Origin of the sequence: Clostridium sp. C1 (genome assembly GCF_018223625.1) — a bacterium.
Lineage (GTDB): Bacteria > Bacillota_I > Bacilli_A > Erysipelotrichales > Coprobacillaceae > Allocoprobacillus.
Genome location: NZ_CP073631.1, coordinates 2,416,336 through 2,436,647, shown reverse-complemented (window position 1 = coordinate 2,436,647; position 20,312 = coordinate 2,416,336). Strand labels below are relative to the sequence as shown.

General features: G+C 30.7%; 19 protein-coding genes and 1 other annotated feature. Of the genes, 3 read left to right on the top strand and 16 right to left on the bottom strand.

From position 1 onward, the window contains the following. Nucleotides 1-2 precede the first annotated feature (2 nt). The 4 genes from argC to KEC48_RS13020 all read right to left on the bottom strand — a co-directional run bounded on the left by argC (nt 3) and on the right by KEC48_RS13020 (nt 4,650). Nucleotides 3-1,037: an N-acetyl-gamma-glutamyl-phosphate reductase gene (gene argC, locus KEC48_RS13035; RefSeq protein ID WP_211962828.1), complete on the bottom strand. Its 1,035-nt coding sequence runs from the start codon at nt 1,035-1,037 to the stop codon at nt 3-5. Next, nucleotides 1,034-2,413 carry an argininosuccinate lyase gene (gene argH, locus KEC48_RS13030; RefSeq protein ID WP_211962827.1) on the bottom strand — a complete coding sequence of 460 codons (1,380 nt, stop codon included), beginning with the start codon at nt 2,411-2,413 and terminating at the stop codon, nt 1,034-1,036. The genes argC and argH overlap by 4 nt, the downstream gene beginning before the upstream one ends. An 11-nt stretch (nt 2,414-2,424) precedes the next feature. Next, the gene (locus KEC48_RS13025; RefSeq protein ID WP_205089703.1) at nt 2,425-3,645 is read right to left on the bottom strand and encodes an argininosuccinate synthase; all 1,221 of its coding nucleotides are present in this window, start codon (nt 3,643-3,645) and stop codon (nt 2,425-2,427) included. Nucleotides 3,646-3,749: 104 nt separating this feature from the next. Then, nucleotides 3,750-3,961: a binding site (T-box leader), on the bottom strand. 173 nt (nt 3,962-4,134) lie between these two features. After that, entirely contained in the window at nt 4,135-4,650 is a 516-nt protein-coding gene (locus KEC48_RS13020; RefSeq protein ID WP_205089702.1) for a DUF3592 domain-containing protein, read from the bottom strand. A gap of 167 nt (nt 4,651-4,817) precedes the next feature. Between KEC48_RS13020 and KEC48_RS13015 the strand changes: the two genes are divergently transcribed. Further along, a complete protein-coding gene (locus KEC48_RS13015; protein ID WP_211962826.1) occupies nt 4,818-6,059 on the top strand; it encodes an MFS transporter in 1,242 nt (413 codons plus the stop codon). Beyond that, a complete protein-coding gene (locus KEC48_RS13010) occupies nt 6,040-7,059 on the top strand; it encodes an ArsR family transcriptional regulator (protein WP_211962825.1) in 1,020 nt (339 codons plus the stop codon). Before KEC48_RS13015 ends, KEC48_RS13010 begins: the two co-directional genes overlap by 20 nt. Before the next feature lie 11 nt (nt 7,060-7,070). On the opposite strand, the gene KEC48_RS13005 is transcribed toward KEC48_RS13010, so the two are convergent. The 5 genes from KEC48_RS13005 to KEC48_RS12985 all read right to left on the bottom strand — a co-directional run bounded on the left by KEC48_RS13005 (nt 7,071) and on the right by KEC48_RS12985 (nt 11,516). Further along, nucleotides 7,071-8,633, bottom strand: coding sequence for a putative ABC exporter domain-containing protein (locus KEC48_RS13005; protein WP_211962819.1), 1,563 nt, complete (start codon nt 8,631-8,633; stop codon nt 7,071-7,073). Nucleotide 8,634: 1 nt separating this feature from the next. After that, nucleotides 8,635-9,327 carry an ABC transporter ATP-binding protein gene (locus tag KEC48_RS13000; protein WP_211962817.1) on the bottom strand — a complete coding sequence of 231 codons (693 nt, stop codon included), beginning with the start codon at nt 9,325-9,327 and terminating at the stop codon, nt 8,635-8,637. 128 nt (nt 9,328-9,455) lie between these two features. Continuing rightward, entirely contained in the window at nt 9,456-9,854 is a 399-nt protein-coding gene (locus tag KEC48_RS12995; RefSeq protein WP_211962815.1) for a PTS sugar transporter subunit IIB, read from the bottom strand. Beyond that, nucleotides 9,847-11,025, bottom strand: a complete 1,179-nt coding sequence (locus KEC48_RS12990) for an aminotransferase class I/II-fold pyridoxal phosphate-dependent enzyme (protein WP_211962813.1) — start codon at nt 11,023-11,025, stop codon at nt 9,847-9,849. Before KEC48_RS12990 ends, KEC48_RS12995 begins: the two co-directional genes overlap by 8 nt. Next, entirely contained in the window at nt 11,025-11,516 is a 492-nt protein-coding gene (locus tag KEC48_RS12985) for an Lrp/AsnC family transcriptional regulator (protein ID WP_087357061.1), read from the bottom strand. Before KEC48_RS12985 ends, KEC48_RS12990 begins: the two co-directional genes overlap by 1 nt. 162 nt (nt 11,517-11,678) lie before the next feature. On the opposite strand from KEC48_RS12985, the gene KEC48_RS12980 reads away from it, so the two are divergent. Beyond that, a complete protein-coding gene (locus KEC48_RS12980; RefSeq protein ID WP_087357060.1) occupies nt 11,679-12,710 on the top strand; it encodes a lactonase family protein in 1,032 nt (343 codons plus the stop codon). Between the two features lie 18 nt (nt 12,711-12,728). Here KEC48_RS12980 and KEC48_RS12975 read toward each other — a convergent pair whose 3' ends face one another. From KEC48_RS12975 to KEC48_RS12945, 7 genes are all read right to left on the bottom strand, one after another. After that, nucleotides 12,729-14,057, bottom strand: a complete 1,329-nt coding sequence (locus KEC48_RS12975; protein ID WP_211962812.1) for an MATE family efflux transporter — start codon at nt 14,055-14,057, stop codon at nt 12,729-12,731. Next, nucleotides 14,047-14,541 carry a pyridoxamine 5'-phosphate oxidase family protein gene (locus KEC48_RS12970; protein WP_211962811.1) on the bottom strand — a complete coding sequence of 165 codons (495 nt, stop codon included), beginning with the start codon at nt 14,539-14,541 and terminating at the stop codon, nt 14,047-14,049. Before KEC48_RS12970 ends, KEC48_RS12975 begins: the two co-directional genes overlap by 11 nt. A gap of 167 nt (nt 14,542-14,708) precedes the next feature. Then, on the bottom strand, nt 14,709-15,545 hold the full coding sequence (locus KEC48_RS12965) for a PTS system mannose/fructose/sorbose family transporter subunit IID (protein WP_211962810.1): 837 nt from the start codon (nt 15,543-15,545) through the stop codon (nt 14,709-14,711). Between the two features lie 18 nt (nt 15,546-15,563). After that, complete coding sequence (locus tag KEC48_RS12960) at nt 15,564-16,349, bottom strand: PTS sugar transporter subunit IIC (protein WP_087357056.1); 786 nt, start codon at nt 16,347-16,349, stop codon at nt 15,564-15,566. Nucleotides 16,350-16,363: 14 nt separating this feature from the next. Next, the gene (locus KEC48_RS12955) at nt 16,364-16,834 is read right to left on the bottom strand and encodes a PTS sugar transporter subunit IIB (protein WP_211962809.1); all 471 of its coding nucleotides are present in this window, start codon (nt 16,832-16,834) and stop codon (nt 16,364-16,366) included. 13 nt (nt 16,835-16,847) lie between these two features. Then, entirely contained in the window at nt 16,848-17,273 is a 426-nt protein-coding gene (locus tag KEC48_RS12950) for a hypothetical protein (RefSeq protein WP_211962808.1), read from the bottom strand. A 188-nt stretch (nt 17,274-17,461) separates the two neighbouring features. Continuing rightward, the gene (locus KEC48_RS12945) at nt 17,462-20,137 is read right to left on the bottom strand and encodes a PRD domain-containing protein (protein ID WP_211962807.1); all 2,676 of its coding nucleotides are present in this window, start codon (nt 20,135-20,137) and stop codon (nt 17,462-17,464) included. Nucleotides 20,138-20,312: the final 175 nt, after the last annotated feature.

Here is a 20,312-nt window from a genome sequence, read left to right as displayed (position 1 = left end):
CCTTAAAATGATGCTGGTATCATCATCAAACCTTCTTTTTCATCTAAATCATACATCAAATTCATATTTTGAATAGCCTGTCCAGCTGCACCTTTTACCATATTATCAATAGTTGATACAATAATAAGTTGATGATATCTTGCATCATAGTGTAAAGATATATCACAGAAATTAGAATATTGTACAAATTTTAAATCAGCCACTTTTCCTTTTGGTAAGACTCTTACAAAATATTCATCTTGATAAGTTTTTTGATAAATATCATAAACATCATCCCATGATACAGAGTCCTTTAAAGATACATATATGGTAGAAATAATTCCACGATTGACTGGCAATAAATGTGGTGTAAATACAACTTCTATATTCTGATGAGCCATCTTTGAAAGTTCTTGTTCAATTTCAGGAGTATGACGATGACTTGCGATTTTGTAAGGATGAAAAGATTCATTACATTTTGGAAAATGCGTGTCTTCCGTTAACGATTTCCCAGCTCCTGTTGTTCCAGACTTCGAATCAATAATAATCTTTTCATCTTTTTGCATATGATGTTTTAAAAGTGGATAAAGTCCTAAAGTAATAGAAGTTGGATAACATCCCGGATTTCCAATAATTGTTGCTTTCTTAATTTGTTCTCGATTGACTTCACTTAAACCATAAACCTGTTTTTCATGAAGATCTGGATATTGATAATCATGAAGATACCATTGTTGATAATCTTTTTCATGATCCAAGCGAAAATCTGCACCTAAATCAATAAATTTTTTTCCTTTTTCATCACAAACTTTCGCATATTTTTCACTTAGCCCATGAGGAAGGGAAGCAAAAATCATCTCTGCCTTTTCCAATACTTCCTGATCATTTGTCAACATCATATCAAATCTTCCATAAAAAGATGGATATAAATCAGAAATCATCTTTCCTTCATAACTTTGTGAACTTATCGCAATAATATCTACATCTTTATGACCTAATAGTAATCGATACAGTTCAGCTCCAGCATACCCACTGGCACCTATAATTCCTACTTTTATCATTTCAATGCCTCCAATTTCTTGACCATTCTTTCAATTGCTTTTTGACAAGTTACTGGTGCTGGACCACCTTCCACTTTTCTATTTTCAATACAAGTCAAAAGTGATATAGCCTGATAAATATCTTCATCAAAAACTTCATCAAAAGACTGATAAACATTTAACGGAAGTGTTTCAAGCACTTCATCATGATCAATACAATAAGCAACGAGTTGTCCTGTTGTTTTATAAGCATCTCTAAAAGCTCTACCCTTTTTCACAAGATAATCAGCACAATCTGTCGCATTGATAAATCCTTTGGCAGCACATTCTTTCATACGTTCAACATTCACTTTCATTGTCTTGATCATATCTGTAAATACAGGTAAACACATTTTCACTTGATCAATACTATCAAATAATGTTTCTTTATCTTCCTGCATATCCTTATTATAAGCCAAAGGTAATCCTTTCATCATCGTTAAAAGTGTTGAAACATGATTGATGACTCTGGCACTTTTTCCTCTGACAAGTTCAGCAATATCTGGATTTTTCTTTTGTGGCATGATGCTTGACCCCGTCGCATAAGCATCATCTAATTCAATATATTTAAATTCCCATGAACACCATAGGATGATTTCTTCACTCAAACGTGAAAGATGCATCATAATCATAGCTAAATCATTAGCTAATTCTATCGCATAATCTCTATCGCTGACACCATCGAGTGAATTATACATAATATCGTCCATACCTAATTCTTGAGCGACAAACATTCTATCAATAGGATATGTTGTTGTGGCTAATGCCCCACTTCCTAGTGGTGATACATTCATACGTTTCAAACAATCTTCTAATCTTGTATAATCACGATAAAACATTTCAACATAAGCCATCAAGTGATGTGCAAAAGTGATGGGTTGTGCTCTTTGTAAATGCGTATAACCACACATAATTGTATGGGTGTGAGCCTTAGCCTTTTCGATCATCACTTTCATCAGCTCTATCAACATATTTTTAATGTCGTTCATCTCATCACGCGTATATAATCTTAAATCTAAAGCTACCTGATCATTACGTGATCTGGCTGTATGCAACTTTTTCCCACTGACTGGATAACGCTTTGTCAGCTCTGCTTCTATAAACATATGAATATCTTCAGCTTCAGGATCAAACAATAGTTTTCCTTCTTCAATTTCTTGAAGAATATCATTCAATCCCTGTAAGATTTCATCTAAATCCTGTCTTGAAATAATCCCCTGTTTTGCCAGCATTTTTGCATGGGCCTGACTTCCCATAATATCATGTTTATACATTCTTGCATCAAATGATATAGATGAATTAAAAGCATTCACATCTGCATTAATCTCTTTTTTAAATCTACCAGCCCATAATGCCATATTTTCAACCCCTATTTCTTTCTTTGTTGATCTAATAAAGCTTTTACCTTAATAGGTAAACCATATAAATTAATGAATCCTTGAGAATCCATTTGATTATAATCTTCATCCTCTCCAAATGAAGCTGTCTGTTCACTATATAAAGTATCTGGTGAAGTCATTCCTGCTCCAATAATATTTCCTTTATATAATTTTAATTTCACTTCTCCATTGACAGTCTTTTGTGTTTCATCAATAAAAGCCAATAATGCTTTTGTAAGTGGTGTATACCATTGACCATTATATAAAATATCAGCTAGTTTTTGAGATACTTGATATTTAAAATGTTGCGTTTCTTTATCAATTGTGATTTCTTCCAAATCAGCATGAGCTTTATAAAGAATTGTTCCTCCCGGTGTTTCATAGACACCTCTTGACTTCATACCAACCAATCTATTTTCAACCATATCAATGATACCAATACCATTTTCCCCACCAATTTTATTTAAAGCAGTAATTAAATCAATACCATTCATTTTTTCACCATTTAAAGCAACAGGTACTCCTTTTTCAAAAGTTAAAGTAATATATGTTGGCTTATCTGGTGCTTTTTCTGGTGTGACACCTAATTCAAGAATCTTATCATACATTGGTTCATTTGCAGGATTTTCTAAATCCAATCCTTCATGTGATAAATGCCATAAGTTTTTATCCTTAGAATAATTTGTTTCTTTATTGATTTTTAAAGGAATATTTCTCGCTTGGGCATACTCAATTTCATCTTCTCTACTCTTTAATTCCCATACTCTCCATGGTGCAATAATATCTAATTCAGGTGCAAAAGCTTTAATTGTCAGTTCAAATCTGACCTGATCATTTCCTTTACCTGTACAACCATGACAAATGGCATCTGCCCCTTCTTTTTTAGCAATCTCAACTAATTTTTTCGCAATAATTGGTCTTGCTAGAGAAGTTCCTAAAAGATATTTTCCTTCATAAACAGCATTCGCTTTAATAGCTGGGAAAATAAAATCATTCACAAACTCTTCCTTGCAATCAGCACAATAATATTTAGAAGCTCCGGTTGCTAAAGCTTTTTCTTCTAATCCATCAAGTTCATCTCCTTGACCAACATCCCCAGCTACGGCAATAACTTCACAACCATAATTTTCTTTTAACCATGCAATAATAATTGATGTATCCAATCCTCCTGAATACGCTAATACGATTTTTTTATATTGTTTCTTTTCCATCTTTCATTTTCCTCCATTATTTCTATATTATTCAATTGATTATTTATACATTGAACTCGCCGCAATTTCATCACCCTCTCTAAAACAAAAAACCTCTGGATAAATCCAGAGGTGCATAAACACGGTACCACTCTAGTTGTCAGATAATATAATATCTAACCACTCTTTCCTTTAACGCAGGTTACGTTCCATTATACTTCTCTTTCCAATGGACTCTCACAGGTGCGTTTCACATCTTTCCACTTAGTAGCCTTCCACTCTGTGCTACCTCGCTTGAAGCGTTCAAGATATTACTTTTCCTGCTCAACGATTTTTAATATGCGTTAATCATACATGGACATTTTTATTTTGTCAATATAAATTTTCATTTTTTCAAAATATAACAATTTTTTTTATGAAAATACAAACTTATATATCTTATTTTTATCAAAGAGAAATAACGAAAATTCGTTGAAGATAAAGCAAAAACTCACTATTTCTTCCATTTTCCTATCTCATCATAAAATAAACAATACACAAAGAAACGATGATCAAAAAAACACCTATCAACAAAAAAACAAGTCCAACTATAGATAGTTTCTCTGGTATCTTTTCTACAAATGACATCTGTGGTTTTGACGGATTATAATAAACAGGCATACGTGATTCCAAAGGCCACATTTGCATAGCATCACGTTTACCCATTCTCCCACCAGCTATAGACAAATAGTCATTTTTTGTTACTTTTACAAAAGGTTCTTCTTGTGATTTCCAACTTTTCATCACATAACCACGAAAGCTTCTTTTCCTTCGATAAGTTTCTCCAAAAACACGATATTCAACAACTGGCACAATCACACCATTTCCTCTATAACCATAATCAACAACTTTTCCTTCAGTCATGTCTTGGCAAAGATGTATTTTTCTTTTTTGTAGAAATATAATCAAAAATCCAATAACTGTAAAAACAGCACCAAGACCTCCAACAATTAAAAATACAAATAGTGTTGTTTCCTCTTTTGACATCTTCTCACTCCCCTTTACCTTTATTAAATACTATCTTTATATAAAAATCAACTACCATTATATTAGATAATTATCTAATATTATTATTGACTTTTATCTAATTAACATTATAATTTTATATATATTGAATATATAGTTAGATATTAATCTAACAAGGAGGTCATATCATGAAATATACACAATTAAAAAATGAAAAAGAATTTTTCAAATTAGCTATTGCATCAGCATTTAATCGTTTTGGTGATTCTATTGATGCTCTCGCTTTAACATGGCTTGTTTATGCATTGAGTGGTAATGCTATGTATAGTGCTGTGAACTTTGGAATAAACTATTTACCTACAATTATCCTTACACCAATCATGGGTGCTTTTATTGAAAAAAGAAATAAAAAAAGAATCATGGCGTTAAGTGATATTATTCGTGCCTCACTTGTCATCTTGATGATGACTTTATATATGACTGAACATCTCAATGTTTATATCATCATGTTCATAACATTCATGATTTCAACTTTAGAAACATTACGTGTTCCTGCTTCAACACCTTTAGTCGCATCGCTTGTCAGTAAAGACAAATATGATATCGCTCAATCTTTGCATACATCTTTATCTAAAGGTGCTGAAATTATCGGGATGGGTTTAGCTGGTTTTCTATTAAGCACAAGTGGTATTGTTTTCACTTTCATTGTTGATGTCAGCGCATTTATAATCAGTGGTTTATTAGTCAGTTGGTTACATTTCACTCAAAGAAACTCTTCTCATAAACAATCAACATTATTACTATTAAAAGAAGGATTCAAATATACCAAAACCAAACCCTCTTTGATTCAACTTTGCATTTTAGCTTGTTGTATTAATGCTTTTTTGGTACCTATCAATGCTTTTTCTAGTGCTTTAAGTGTTGAAGTTTATCATGGTGGTCCTCAAATGGTTTCTTATTTATCTATTGGGTTTAGTGCAGGTAGTGTTATTGGTTCTGTTATTTATCCTTATATTGCCTCTTATATGAATGCGAAAAGAATGATTCAGACTTTATTTGGTGGTGCTAGTATTTTCTATATTTTTTCGATTGTATTCTCTTATTTTCCATTACAACTTGTCAAATCTTTCGGCCTTTTTATACTGGCAATTATGTTTGGAACAGTTGTTGTGTTTGCGAATATGTATGGACAAATAATGGTTCTGCAAAAAGTACATCCAACTTATTTAGCACGTTTTAGTGCGATTATGAATTCCTTTGGTGTTTCTACTATTCCTCTTGTGTCCTTTTTGATGAGTTTTTTAAGTTCTTTATTTTCTATTCAAAATATTTTTATTTTTACTGGAATATTTGTTATGATAGTAGGAGAAATATTGTTATATAATTCTATAGATGAGGTGATTGATCAAGATGAAAATGACGATATATAATGAACCTTTATGGTATAAAGAATGGCGAGATTTAGGATTTGAATGTGTGAATGGTCCTAAAACATTATCTTTAAATATCTCACAAAAAAATGAAAACTTTTCTACTTTCAAAAAAAGTCATGACATATTGATAAGAAAAGCAAAAAAGATAAAAAATCTTCAAAAATATTTTTTATCTTATCAATTAGATAACAATGAAATATTATGTTTAGCTGATTTTATCTTAAATGCTTTCTACCATGTCAATGAGTTTTCTAAGGAGCATATGGAAGAAACCTTAATTCAAAAGTTTACTGATTTTCGTATTGATGAATTAAGAGAAGATACTTTAAAATTCATTGATTTTCAAAATGATGTTATAGCGGGCATCAGACAATTAAATATTGATAACGAAGCCAAACTGGATATTATTGAAACGCTCTATCATCCTGCTGCTATGATTCATGGTTTATTTGATATTTTTAGACAATTTGAAGATATTTATCAATCTTTAAATTTAGATCATAATCTTTTCCATAGCACTCAAAATATCAAAGAAAATGATTTACGTTTATTTTTTAAACATATTGGTTTAAATATTGATGAAACACCTCTTTATATTTATCCTTCTTTTGCAAATTATCATTTATTAGTGTTACTAATAGAAGAAGATCATTATGTTTTACTTATGGGAGCTGGTTTAGAGAGTCAATCATTAACTTCCTATCATGAATCACGTAATGAACAACAAAAGCTAGAATACTTCTTAAAGGTTCTCAGTGATAAATCTAAGTTTGAGATTTTAACTCTGTTAAAGAAAAAGTCCATGTATGGTAATGAACTTGCTAAAGCTATGCATTTAAAAACACCTACGATATCTTATCATATGGATGCTCTTATCAGTGGTGATCTTATTCATATTAGAAAAGAAAATAATCGTATTTACTATTCCTTAAACAAAGAGGAAATTGAACACATGATACAATATCTACATCATAAACTACTAAAGGATGAGAACTAAATCTCATCCTTTTAATCACTCTTTAATTCTCTACCATTCATCATACCTTGACAAGCCCACAATATAATGAAGGATAATATAAAATTCATAGCTAAAGAAGCTATTGAGATTATTGTGAGAGTCGTTGGGGTTAAACTATTTGTCATCACAAGAATCACTGTCAATAGAACACTTGGCAATGCACTGACTAACATAATCAACATACGCATCATATTTTCAAAAACACGTGTTGAACGACTTTTTAATATACGAATCGTCAATACACTGGCACTCATAAATACAAAGATGTAACCAAACATGTTGAGTAAATACATCAAAATATTAAGAATGGATTCATGGTAATAAACCCCAACAATAATGAAAGATAAAACACCTATAACTGATACTTTCATAAAAGTAGGAATCATCACAGCAATTAATTTTTTATAAGGTTGATCTGGTATAAGATAAATCTGATAATTTTTCAATTCAGCTGTTAAATCACTTGTCTGCATCATCATAAATAACCAGATAACCATCATATAAATAAAGAATCCAAATCCCATATTACTAAAAATAGTGATAATCAGATAAATCCCAATAGAAAGCAAATCATTCCATGAAACAAGACTCCCTTTTTTCTTCATAATAAGAAGATTTTTAGATAATACAGCAAAAGCACCATCATAGAATCTTTTAACATTGATCTTTTTCACTTTCACATTTCTTAAAGCATCCTGATTTCCTGCTTTAAATTCCTTTAAACGTTTTGATAATTCTAATGAATCTTCTAATGCCTGTTCATAAAAATCACCCTTATAACTAATAAACAACAAATAAATCACAATCAAACAACTCAACAACAATAATAACCCTAAAACCGTTAAAATCATCTTTGATTCTACATAAGAAATCAAAGTCAACTTCAACCATCCAAATACTGGAACATAATAAAAGAGTGGTGATTCAATAAAATCTATCATAATCGTTTGTATACGCCCAGTCTGTAAATAGGTTAATATTAATATCACTGCCAGAATCAAAACAAAGATTCCTGCAATCACATAATTCATCTTTTTATATTTTTGATCTCCAATAGATAAAACATAACTATAATCAATAAACACAAGAAAAGTCATGATTGTTATAACACTACCTACTAAAGCTAACAAAATAAATCCTAAATCAACTTTGATTTGCATATTCATGCCTATAAAGAAAATCAAAGCAAAGAAAGCGAGTAATATGGATTGTAAAAAGGTTTGAAAAGATAAAAATGTCATAATCTGTTTTTTATGGAAAGGTCCACTAAATAAAAAATAGGCATCTTCTCCAGAAAACAAAGCTTTTTTTGAAGAAAGCATTGTAGAAAATAACATTAAAGCTAAAAAACCTATAAAGATAAGAATAGATGAATGTAATTCAAAATTCACTAACATCAATGTATTATCTTTTGGTAAAAAGAAGAAAGCATAGAAAATAAAACCATATAAAAGAACAACAAAAATTGTAAAGATAGCACTAGAAGGCTTTTTAAAAAGATTTCTCAAAGATGCTTTGGTTTTCATAAACCATAACAAACACAATGCTTTCATACTATTTTCCTTCTGTTAATTCAAAGAAGTAATCTTTTAAACTTTCTTCTTGAAGCTCATCTTTTTGAATCCTTTTGATAATATGCCCTTCTTTCATAATATAAGCTTCATCAAAAATATCACTGACAATATCAATAATATGTGTACTAATCAATACTGCACAACCTTCATCAGCAATATTTCTCAATATTTTTAAAGTTTCTTCAATACTTGCTGGGTCTAAACCAACCATCGGTTCATCCACAAGTAAAGCCTTTGGCTCAATCATAAAAGCTAACAACATACTTAACTTCTGTGTCATCCCTTTACTTAACTCTTTTGCCATTTTCTTTCTTTTTTCAGTAAGGTGAAACAATTCCAGATACTTTTGTGCTTTTTCCTTATAATTTTCGACTTGATAGGCATGTCCTATAAAATCAATATGCTCATCTACCGTAAGCAAATCATATAAAACAGGCGTTTCTGGTACATAACCAAAACAACGTTTCGCTTCAATAGAACCATTATCATATCCACATATTTGAATATTTCCTTCAAACTTCAAAAGATTTGCAATACTTTTAATCGTCGTTGATTTTCCTGCTCCATTAGGACCTAATAAGATTGTAATCTTACCACTTTGAGCAACCAGTTCAATATCATCCACTGCTTTGAACGAACCATAACGTTTCGTTAAATGATGTATTTCTATCATAACATCCCTCCTCGTTTTTTATTATATACCCCCTCTCTCATTTTTTGCAAGGGGCAAGTTATATAATTTGATTATACCTGCTCATTAGAAAAATGTCACGAAAAAAGGAACATCTCTATTAATGCTCCTTAAACATGATGATATGCCTTTTGTCTTTTGATTTTTAATACATGTTCTTCATCGGGAAAATGAACTGGATTCATATGTGTTTGTTGATAAATCACTAACAAATCCTTAACATCTTGATAAATTTCTTCAATTTCCATATTCCCATACATTCTTGGTGGTAATACATATATAGGAATTTGAACATGATGATTTTCAATAAATGATTTGATATACATATTCAAATGAGGACAACAAACAATGATATCAAAATCATTCATCTTTTCATAAGCAATAGAAAATGGTGAAAATTCAATCATTAACTTCTGATCTAAATGTTTCTCTACAATTTCTTTTTTCATTCTTTCAGCAACATAGCTAGAAGAAAAGCCTCCTCCGCAACATAATAGAATTTTAATCATGATTGCCTCTACATTTATCAACAAATATTTTTATTTTCTCAGTAGCAACCTTCAATTCCTCTAAACTATAAGCATATGAAACTCGAATAAATCCTTCTCCAGCTGGACCAAAAGCTGTTCCCGGTACACAGGCAACTTTTTGATCTTCCAATAGTTTTTCACAGAACTCATCAGAAGTCAAACCTGTTGAACGAATACATGGGAAAACATAAAAAGCCCCTTGTGGCTTAAATGTTTCTAAGCCCATATCATTAAATGTTTTGACTAAGAAATTACGTCTGGCTTTATAAGAATCACGCATTTTTAAAACTTCATCATAACAGTGTCTTAATCCTTCAATAGCACCATATTGGGCAGATGAAGGTGCTGACATAATAATATATTGATGAATTTTATTCATCGCTTTCGTTAAAACTGGATGAGCCAAAACATACCCTAAGCGCCATCCTGTCATCGCAAAGGCTTTAGAAAAACCACTTACAACAATGACTTGATCTTTAATTTCATCAAATGAAGCAATGGAACAAAATTCTTCTTCATAACTGAGTTCTGCATAAATTTCATCAGAAATGACAATAATTCCTGATTCTTTGATAATTGGAACTATTTTTTCATAATCACTCTTTGTCATAAATCCACCTGTTGGATTAGATGGATAATTGATTAATAATGCTTTGGTATGAGGTGTAATGGCAGCTTTTAATAATTCTGGCGTTAATTTAAATTCATCTTCTTGACGAAGATTAATCGTTACTGGAATTCCTCCTGCCAATTCTACTCCCGGCGTATAAGCCACATATCCAGGATCTAATACAATCATTTCTTCACCCGGATTCAATATTGCACGAATCGCAATATCAATTCCTTCTGAACCTCCAACTGTTACAATGCAGTTATCCTTAGGGTTATATTCTACATGAAAACGTCTTTGATAATAGCGACAGATTTCTTCTCTTAATTCCTGTAAACCTTGATTAGCCGTGTAAAAAGTTCTTCCTTTTTCAATCGAATAAATAGCTGCTTCACGAATAGCCCAAGGTGTTGTAAAATCAGGTTCTCCTACCCCTAATGATATAACATCTTCCATCTGTGAAGCTAAATCAAAGAACTTTCTAATACCACTAGGTTTAATTGTTTTGACCCTATCACTTAAAATATCATTATAATCCATTATGGAGTCACCACCAATCTATCATTTTTTCCATCTTCATCTTCAATTAAAACAACACCATTGTTTTTATATTGTTTCAAAACAAAATAAGTTGATGTTCCAGTGACACCATCTACACATGCTAATTTACTAGCCACAAAATGAGCCACTTCCTGCATTGTTTTTCCTTTCACAATACATACAAATTCAAAACTTCCACTCAACAAATACATTGTATCCACTTCATCAAATTTATAAATATGACTGGCAATACGGTCATAACCATATTCTCTTTCTGGACTGGCATTGACTTGTATTAAAGCCGTCACAATCTCTGTATTTGTTAAATCCCAGTTGACAATTGTATGATAACCACAAATAACTTTTTTCTTTTCTAATTCTGTTAATTTCTCTATCACATCATCTTTTGATTCATCTAAGGCGGCCGCTAAATCAGTAATCTTCATCCTCGCATTTTTTTGTAACAAACTTAGCATTAATTTTTCATCCATATTCGCTTCCTCCTTCAATATAGTATCTATTGTATTACACTTTTGTGTATTATGAAAGAATTTTATGATTTTTTTATTATTTCTATATTTATATGTTGATTTTTATTTATTTCACAAATAATTATGTTAAAATAATTTTATAAACTGAAAGGAGCATGATCTATGAAAGTTTTTTATGTATCCAGTTATGGAAAACATCATGATAAAGGCATTTATATCATGAAATTTGATAAAGAAACACTTGAAATGAAACGTATTCAACAAATCGAAACACAAGATTATCCCTCTTATATGATATGTGATGATCATACATTATATGTTGCCTATAAAAATGCTAATTCTCATAGTCACGGTGGTGGTTTAGGAAGTTTTTCAATATATAAAGATGAATTAATTCTCAATAACAATTATCATTCCAGTGGTCGTTCTTATACACATCTTTGTGTTGATCAAAGTCATCGCTACTTGTTTGCAGCAAATTATCATGTCGGAGCAACAGCTTCCTATCAATTAGAAAATGGTATCATTACTCAAAAAATATGTGCAGTTCATCATACTGGCTTAGGTCCTGATTTACTCAAACGTCAGACAAGCCCTCATGTGCATTATGTTGGCATTACACCAGATCAGCAATTTGTTTACGCTGTTGACTTAGGAGCTGATAAAGTTGTCATGTATCGCTACTCTCAAGGTGTCTTATTAGAAGATCCTGATTATACACTTAACATTGTACCGGGTTCTGGTCCACGTCATATGATTTTTTCAAAAGATGGTCGTTTTGCTTATTTAGTCAATGAAATTGCCAATAATATTATGGTCTTTAAATATCTGCAAGGACATTTCCAGTTGATTCAAGCGATTCATTGTATTCCTCGACATTTTAAAGGCTTTTCAAGTGCTGCAGCGATTCGTTTAACACAAAGTGGAAATCATCTTTTTGTATCTAATCGAGGACATGACAGTATTGCGATGTATCGTGTTAACAAAGAAAGTGGGAAAATTTCACTATTATATATGGTTCACACTGGTAAAGAACCAAGAGATTTCCAAATTCTTGATGATCAATACTTAATTGTCGCTTGTCAAGGCAGCAATCTTTTACAAATCATGACATTGAATGAGGATACAGAAGAACTTGTATTGACTGATTCTACAGTAGAAATTCCTGCTCCTGTATGTATTGCATTTGAATAATTAAAAAAACTGTGTAATTCACACAGTTTTTTTCTTTCTTCTCAATTTCAAATAAAATATAACACCAATGATAGATACCATAAATTCTGTTATAGGGAATGCACACCAGACACCAGTCATAGCACCTATCCATGATAATAAGAACGCTGTTGGAATCATAACAAAAAATCCTCTTAATAAAGAAATCATATGGGCAGGAAGTGGATGTTCAACTGATGTAAAATACATAGAAATAATGATATTAAATCCTGCAAATGGACAAGCCAAGAAGTATAATTTTAATCCCTGCGAGGCAATGATGCGTAAAGTCTGATTATTTTCACTATTGAAAATTTGAGTAATACTTGTTGCCCGAAAGAACACAAGACCATAAATCAATATAGAAATAACAAGCATCATCACCAATGCATATTTTAATATTTGATGGATGGATTTTATTTGATTCAACCCATAGTAACGACTCATCAATGGCTGGATTCCTTGAGCAATACCTGTATAAATAGCAATAACAACTAATGAAAGATTGGCTATAACGCCATAGGCCGCAACACCTACATTACCAGTCAGTCCTAAAATAATTGTATTAAACACAATCATGACAACACCTGAAGAAACTTCAGTCACAAGTGAAGGCACTCCACTCGATAAAATACCAATAATCCTTTTGAATTGTAGATAACACTTTTGAATATGAAACTGATTTTTCTTTCTGATAAAGTGTGGTGAAAGAATCATCATACTGATAATGGGAGCTAAACCTGTCGCAAAAACAGCACCAAAGATACCCATTTGACAAGGAAAAATAAAAATATAATCTAAAATAATATTAGATAAACTCCCACCAATCATAGCAGCCATTGATAATTGAGGTGCTCTATCATTACGTACAAAGCATAATAAAACATTATTTAATAAAAATGCTGGAGCAAACAATAATACCACTTGTAGATATGTCTTAGACATATCAAAAACATATCCTTGCTCAATAAATAAAGAAATAATAAAACCAGAAAAAAAGATACCAATCAAAACAAACAGCACTGCAAAACATCCTGCCAAAAACAAGGCATATGTAAAAGTTTTATTCGCCTCAAGATGATGTTCTTGACTCTTTAAGATGGAATACTTTGTTCCAGCTCCCATACCTATCATTAAACCACTGCCATGAATAAAACTATAAATAGGAATAGCTAAATTTAAAGCTGTTAATCCATCAGTACCTAATCCTTTAGATACAAAAAAGGTGTCTGCTAAAATATAACATGATAAACCCAACATTCCCAAAATATTTAAAGACGTATATTTCAAAAATTCATTCAATCCTTTTTTCAAAATTCTATCCCTCATTTCTCTTATCTACAAGTTCTATTGCTTGTTTGCCAGTTATATCTTTTATATCCAGTTCTAATAGACATAAGGCTTTCCAAAATTTTTTTATTTCTTCTTGTCGATTTTGGATACTTTCATCTGGTGAATATTTGATAGCTAGTGTTTCAATAGCATGTTGTTTTTCATCATCATCTTCAAGCATATGGATGTTGCCAAAAACAATCACACTTTTAAAATAAGTTGTATATTTTTCTGGAACAATAACATCCTGATCAATCACACAAAATGAAACCTGATTATTTTCTTGAATTAAATCTAATTTATAACCACTTTTTGCACAATGAAAATAGATTTTATGATTTTCATAGACATAACTTATAGGTAAAGCATAGGGTTCCATTTGATTTCCACAAAGTGCTAAAACACCTGATGTATTTTTGTTTAATATTTCTATACATTTTTCATTTGATAAAGCTTGTTTACTACGACGCATTTTTTTCATCTTTTGTTTCTCCTTTTGTACAAAATAAAAACATTGATTTTCGTATCTTCTATGGCCTAACGATACGAAACCAATGTTTTAAAGTCTACCCGGCGGCAAACATTATTGATATATCTGTCAGATATTTTAGCACAGTTTATTTTGTATATCAATAGATTAGAGTTTGTTTAAACAGCTAATATTCCAAAATAATTTAATACAATACCTACAACAAAACATGATATAACAATAACAATTGGATGAACACCTTTTTTTACAAAGTAATACATAATTCCTGTTAAACATAAAGGAATAAGACATGGCATAATACCATTCAAAACGTCTTGTAAGACTAATGTTTCATTATAAACAATTGGTGTTGTAATATTAACTAGTGTTGCACACATTCCACCAACAACAATTAAACCAGCAATTGAGCAGCCATACATCACTTTATCCATCAAATTGCTTTCTGAAATTTGACGGATAACTTCCTGACCTTTAACATACCCTAATTTACCACCAAACCATGTGATAGGGAAACTAACAGCAAATGAAATTAACATAGCAATAATTGGTCCTAAAATTGAACCTTTTTGAGCTAATGAAATCCCAATACTCATGGCTATAATTCTTACAGTTCCTTGAAATAATGAATCTCCAATTCCAGATAATGGCCCCATTAAAGCAGTTTTGACATTTGTAATCATCTCTGGATTAAATGTATCTGGATGTTCAGCATATTCTTCTTCCATTGCGGCAGTTAATCCTAATACAAAGGCTCCACATTGTGGTGTAATATTAAAGAATTCCAAAGCCGCATTATATCTTTCTTTCTTTTTTTCCAAATCCTCTGGGTCAGGATACAAACGATCTAAAGTTTTAGAAATACCCCACATAAATGCAGTATTCATTTGTCTTTCATAGTTCCAAAGAGTTTGCATACACCAACCACCCCAGAAAAATTCTTTACATTTTTTTCTTAACGGATAATTTCTTTGTGTTTCCAATCCTTTTTTTGACATTATTTCATCCTCCTTACTTTAATCATCTAATTCATCTAACTCATCAATGGATCCATCAGCTGTTTGAACTTTTGAATTATTATCATATTTCAATTGATATAAAATAACAGCAAAGATAATCGCAATAATAGCAATTCCTGTTAAACTTAAACCAGAATAAGCTGCTAAAGCAAATCCAAAGAAGAAGAAAATAGCATTTTTCTTGTTGATAATAACAGAAAGTAACATAGCAAATCCAAAGAATGCAACTAAATTAGCTCCTAATGTAACACCATTTAATACAAATTCTGGAATAAAATCATTAATCAAATTGATAAGATCAGCACCAAAATAAACAGCTATAAACACTGGGATAAAGTAACAAATAGAATATAACATTGGACCCCAAACAATATTAATTGTTTTGGCTCTTTTAAAATTACCAGCTTCTACACTACTATCAATCATATGTGTCATACTAATACGAAGAATATCTGCTCCCGTTTCAATCAATGTACTTAATAAAGTCATTGGTGTCGCAATAGCTAATGCTGTTGAAATGTCTGAACCAGTCATAATAACAATAGCACATCCAACGATTGACCCCATATTCATATCAAAACCAGAGGCACCAATACTCATGAACCCTAAACTTACCATTTCCATAGAAGCACCAACTGCTAGTCCAGTTTTTAAATCTCCTAAGAACAACCCTACAAGTGTACAGGTAATTAATGGTCTTTCAAAATTTAAACGTCCTAACATACGTGAATCTAATCTACCAAACACCGCAATTAGACCTATAACAAATGCATTTAATAACATTTATTTTTCCCTCCTTATTTTTCAAACTTCAATTCCTCTCTCTTTGATGATGGAAGTTGTTGCATAAATATATGTGTTCCACAATCCATAATCTTTTTTGAATCTTCAACTTCTTCATCATTTAAATAAACAACGTCAGAATACAATTTTGATCCTTCTTTTTTTGCAATTCCTCCATAATTAATTTCTTTAATTTTAGGATACTGTTGAATAAATCTAGCAGCATCTTTTGTACAACCAAATATTATAAAAATTGTATCTTTTAATTCTTCGACTTTTGGCATTTTAGATAAAGCTTTTTCTACAGTAAAAATATTTAATTTTACTCCTGCTGGTTTTGACATATTCAATGCCATTTTTTGAAATTCATCATTTGCTGCTTTATCATCAATAACAATAATTCTCGATACAGCTAAATAGTGTGTCCATGTAAATGCCACTTGTCCATGAACAAGTCTATGATCAACTCTTACAGCTTTTATCATATTTCTCACCTCTCTACAAATCATCTTCATCAGGTATAAAAGCAATTGATTTATTAATATATTTCACACCAAAAAGTTCTTCCTGTGTTTTCATCTCTAATGTATTGTCACTCACTGTCGGAGTCGTTAATAACAAATCAATCAAAAAAGCTAAATTGATATTTGTAATCAGATGAAATGGATAAGTTCCTAAAAACTTCACAAATCCATTATTAACACTCCCACCTAATATATCAGTACAAATCACCAAATCTTCTTTTTCAAAATCATGATTTTCCATCATTTGTGTTATTTGATTATCTAAATTAAAATCTGGTGATGTATAGCAACACATTGCTTTTAAATCTTTCATATCGCCGACAATAATATTCAAAGCGCTTACAAAACCATCTGCGAGATATCCATGTGTTGCAATAATAATCTTTTTTCCTTTTTCCATTCTTTATATTCATTCCTTTCTAGCCAAAACATGCTGATTATTTTTAGCATTGTGCCAAAGAAGGTTCGTTACACAATATCTTTGTTATTGCATATGACGACAACTCTCCAGTTTCATCATGTTTTCTCTCCTTCTTTATGAAAGGAGTTCTTCTCATTTAACATACCTGTCATAATGCAAAATAGATTTTATTTTGCATTATGATCAGCATCAATAAATTCATAAAGATAGGCAATTTCACTTGTTGGAATCACAATATTATAGCGTTTCGATATAATATGAAATGCTTCATGAACACACTTAATAAAATGCATATGTGTTTTTTCAAAATTCTCTAAATCGTCAAATTCTGTAATAGCTGTTTTTGTAACAAGTCTTTCAATAAGGCAACAAACATGTATATAAAGTCCTATAAGTGTTTTTCCATCAAACTTTTCTTGCAAACAATCTTGCAAAACATCCATAGCTACACTCACATTGTCTAACAAAACTTGGGGGTTTAAAATGGTTAAATATCCGACAACATTGAGTAAAGTAAAGTTTTTTCGTAAATCAGAAATCATATGATCTAATTCTTCAACATTTAAATATGGTGATAATCTTTTCATAATAATATCTATATGATGACCAGAAATAATGTCCTCTAAAGCAACAAATTTTTGTCCATTCACATGAGGATTAGCCGTCCCTGTAATAAACAATACATTATTGTTATTAAAAATTTCATGATCTTGACCACTAGAAATTAATTGATTGTAATCACAAACCACAAAATCTACAGGAATAGACTTTGTTGATAAACTATTTTCAAATAATTCTCTCATTCGTTGGGCTGTTTGAATTCCACTTTCGCTTGTAAAGATAATAGCATCCTTTTTTTGTCTTTTTACAATTGTATATTTTGCCATTGAATGAGCACTGACTTTTTCTAAAATCATTTTCATATTATTTTCATTCAAAATAGCATTACCAACATTTAATGCTAATCTCGTTGAAACATTATTAATGACACCTACATTACAATTAATCGCTGTACTTAAGCTTTTTCCTAATAATTCTAAAGACCCCATATCCACCATAACAATAACATCTGCATTACTATGCATACGATTAATTCTCTCAACTAGTATTTCTTTAATTTCATCAATTGTTACATCTAATGGCATATCTACAGCATCAAATATATAATTTTCCAGCAAACTATTAACAGCCTCAGCTATTGATGTTGCTGTAGAATACCCATGACAGATAATAATTCCAAATATTTTTTGTGTTTTTCTGACTGTATTATAATGATTAAGATTGACTATCATGATTAATTTAAAAAAACTATCAATATCTGTTTCTAAATTAGAATTGACTAATCGTATCATCTCTTCAACAATTAATGTTTCATTAATACAATGCTCCTTCAACTGCGTTAATATATTATCTATATCAAAATGATTCTTCTGTTGCCATTTATATATAGATGAGTGATACAATTCATTCATATACATTAACTTTGCAAAGGTATAGCTAAAGCCACTAGGCAGGTTCATATAACGTTTTTTTAATATAGTATCAAAAATATTAGAGAGGGAGATTTCTATACCTTTAATACGTTCAGGAGCAACCCTTTGTTTATATGAAAGAAAATCACTTAATAAGTCAAAATGATGTTGTGCATCTTTTAGGGATTCCTGAAAATCTTGATCTTTAAAAAATGATTTTACAATCATACTAAAATAATCCAAAATATAATCAATCTGATCACTTTTCTTATAAGCTGTTGTATCAATATAAACAATATCTTCATCAGTAACAATCGGAAGTGTTCTTAATAAATATTCTGGTAAATGATATGTATGAATAATAACTTCTTTATTACCTGTATTTTCTTTTAAGGCAGAAGCACACATAATCTGTATAGCAGATTGTAATCCGATTAAGTTCTGTGAATAATCACCATTAACCAATGCTCTTAAAACACTACTACTGACTTTAATAATTTTATTCATTTTCTTGCCTTCATTGATCATGAAATGAATAATGAGCTCTTCAATTTCTTCTTTGCTCTTTTCTTTTAATAAAGGCAAAGAAATTAAGACAGGAATATTTTTAAGCAGGCAATCAACCATAAAATGATGCGGATGAATATCAGATAAAAGAATATATCTGATTGTTTTATGGAGATATTTCATTTTTTTGGTATTTGCGCTCTTGCCTATTTCAATCAAATGACATAATTTTTCTTGAAATGATTCGGACATATATTGTGCACCAGCTAAAATGAAAACAATATAATCATACTGGTCAATCAATCCACTTTTATGTCCATCTCCAAAAATTTTTAATGATACTTGTTCACTATTGGTAGGTGTAAATTCTATCTTAAACACTTTTGCATTTTCATTAATCTTTCCACGCCTTGCTGCATTTTCATAAATGACTTGACTAAGTGTTCTCTTACCTGTACCTTTTGCCCCATACAAAATAATTGGTAATCCGCTTGGTGGATATTCAAAAGCTTCTCTTAATTGTTTAATAGGCTCCGCTAAAGATTTATCATAACCAATAATCTGAGAATAATCACCATCTCCTACGGAATGTTCATTAATATATTGTTTTACTTCCTCTAAGTCATAAAAATCATCATTTTGAAATACCAAATGAAATAATTCTTCCATTTTCTGACGATGCAAAAAATATACAGGTCGAGAATTAATCTTCATCACCAATTTTTCTTTTACAAGTTCATTAAGATATTGACTTGCTAAACTGCGACTAATATGCATTTCTTTTGCAATAGATGATGCTGTAAAATGACTCACTTGAGTAAAATCAAAGTTTTGTGTTAAATCATTCATATAATTTAAAATCATACTTTTTGTACTCCCTGTCACATTCATCATCCTTTCATAAAATGCACTTTTTACATTTCATATACTTAAATATACACTAACTCACTTTTTAGATGATTTAGTGTTGAAAAATTAAACACTATCTTTTTTGCCTACCTTTGATAGAAAGTGAGAGTTTTAGAAACACTCACTTTCT

Coding starts and splice junctions, on each gene's coding strand:
- argC (WP_211962828.1), bottom strand. CDS start 1,037: ATGATAAAAGTAGGAATTATAGGTGCCAGTGGGTATGCTGGAGCTGAA.
- argH (WP_211962827.1), bottom strand. CDS start 2,413: ATGGCATTATGGGCTGGTAGATTTAAAAAAGAGATTAATGCAGATGTG.
- KEC48_RS13025 (WP_205089703.1), bottom strand. CDS start 3,645: ATGGAAAAGAAACAATATAAAAAAATCGTATTAGCGTATTCAGGAGGA.
- KEC48_RS13020 (WP_205089702.1), bottom strand. CDS start 4,650: ATGTCAAAAGAGGAAACAACACTATTTGTATTTTTAATTGTTGGAGGT.
- KEC48_RS13015 (WP_211962826.1), top strand. CDS start 4,818: ATGAAATATACACAATTAAAAAATGAAAAAGAATTTTTCAAATTAGCT.
- KEC48_RS13010 (WP_211962825.1), top strand. CDS start 6,040: ATGAAAATGACGATATATAATGAACCTTTATGGTATAAAGAATGGCGA.
- KEC48_RS13005 (WP_211962819.1), bottom strand. CDS start 8,633: ATGAAAGCATTGTGTTTGTTATGGTTTATGAAAACCAAAGCATCTTTG.
- KEC48_RS13000 (WP_211962817.1), bottom strand. CDS start 9,327: ATGATAGAAATACATCATTTAACGAAACGTTATGGTTCGTTCAAAGCA.
- KEC48_RS12995 (WP_211962815.1), bottom strand. CDS start 9,854: ATGATTAAAATTCTATTATGTTGCGGAGGAGGCTTTTCTTCTAGCTAT.
- KEC48_RS12990 (WP_211962813.1), bottom strand. CDS start 11,025: ATGGATTATAATGATATTTTAAGTGATAGGGTCAAAACAATTAAACCT.
- KEC48_RS12985 (WP_087357061.1), bottom strand. CDS start 11,516: ATGGATGAAAAATTAATGCTAAGTTTGTTACAAAAAAATGCGAGGATG.
- KEC48_RS12980 (WP_087357060.1), top strand. CDS start 11,679: ATGAAAGTTTTTTATGTATCCAGTTATGGAAAACATCATGATAAAGGC.
- KEC48_RS12975 (WP_211962812.1), bottom strand. CDS start 14,057: ATGAGGGATAGAATTTTGAAAAAAGGATTGAATGAATTTTTGAAATAT.
- KEC48_RS12970 (WP_211962811.1), bottom strand. CDS start 14,541: ATGAAAAAAATGCGTCGTAGTAAACAAGCTTTATCAAATGAAAAATGT.
- KEC48_RS12965 (WP_211962810.1), bottom strand. CDS start 15,545: ATGTCAAAAAAAGGATTGGAAACACAAAGAAATTATCCGTTAAGAAAA.
- KEC48_RS12960 (WP_087357056.1), bottom strand. CDS start 16,349: ATGTTATTAAATGCATTTGTTATAGGTCTAATTGCGGTGTTTGGTAGA.
- KEC48_RS12955 (WP_211962809.1), bottom strand. CDS start 16,834: ATGATAAAAGCTGTAAGAGTTGATCATAGACTTGTTCATGGACAAGTG.
- KEC48_RS12950 (WP_211962808.1), bottom strand. CDS start 17,273: ATGGAAAAAGGAAAAAAGATTATTATTGCAACACATGGATATCTCGCA.
- KEC48_RS12945 (WP_211962807.1), bottom strand. CDS start 20,137: ATGATTTTAAATTATATGAATGATTTAACACAAAACTTTGATTTTACT.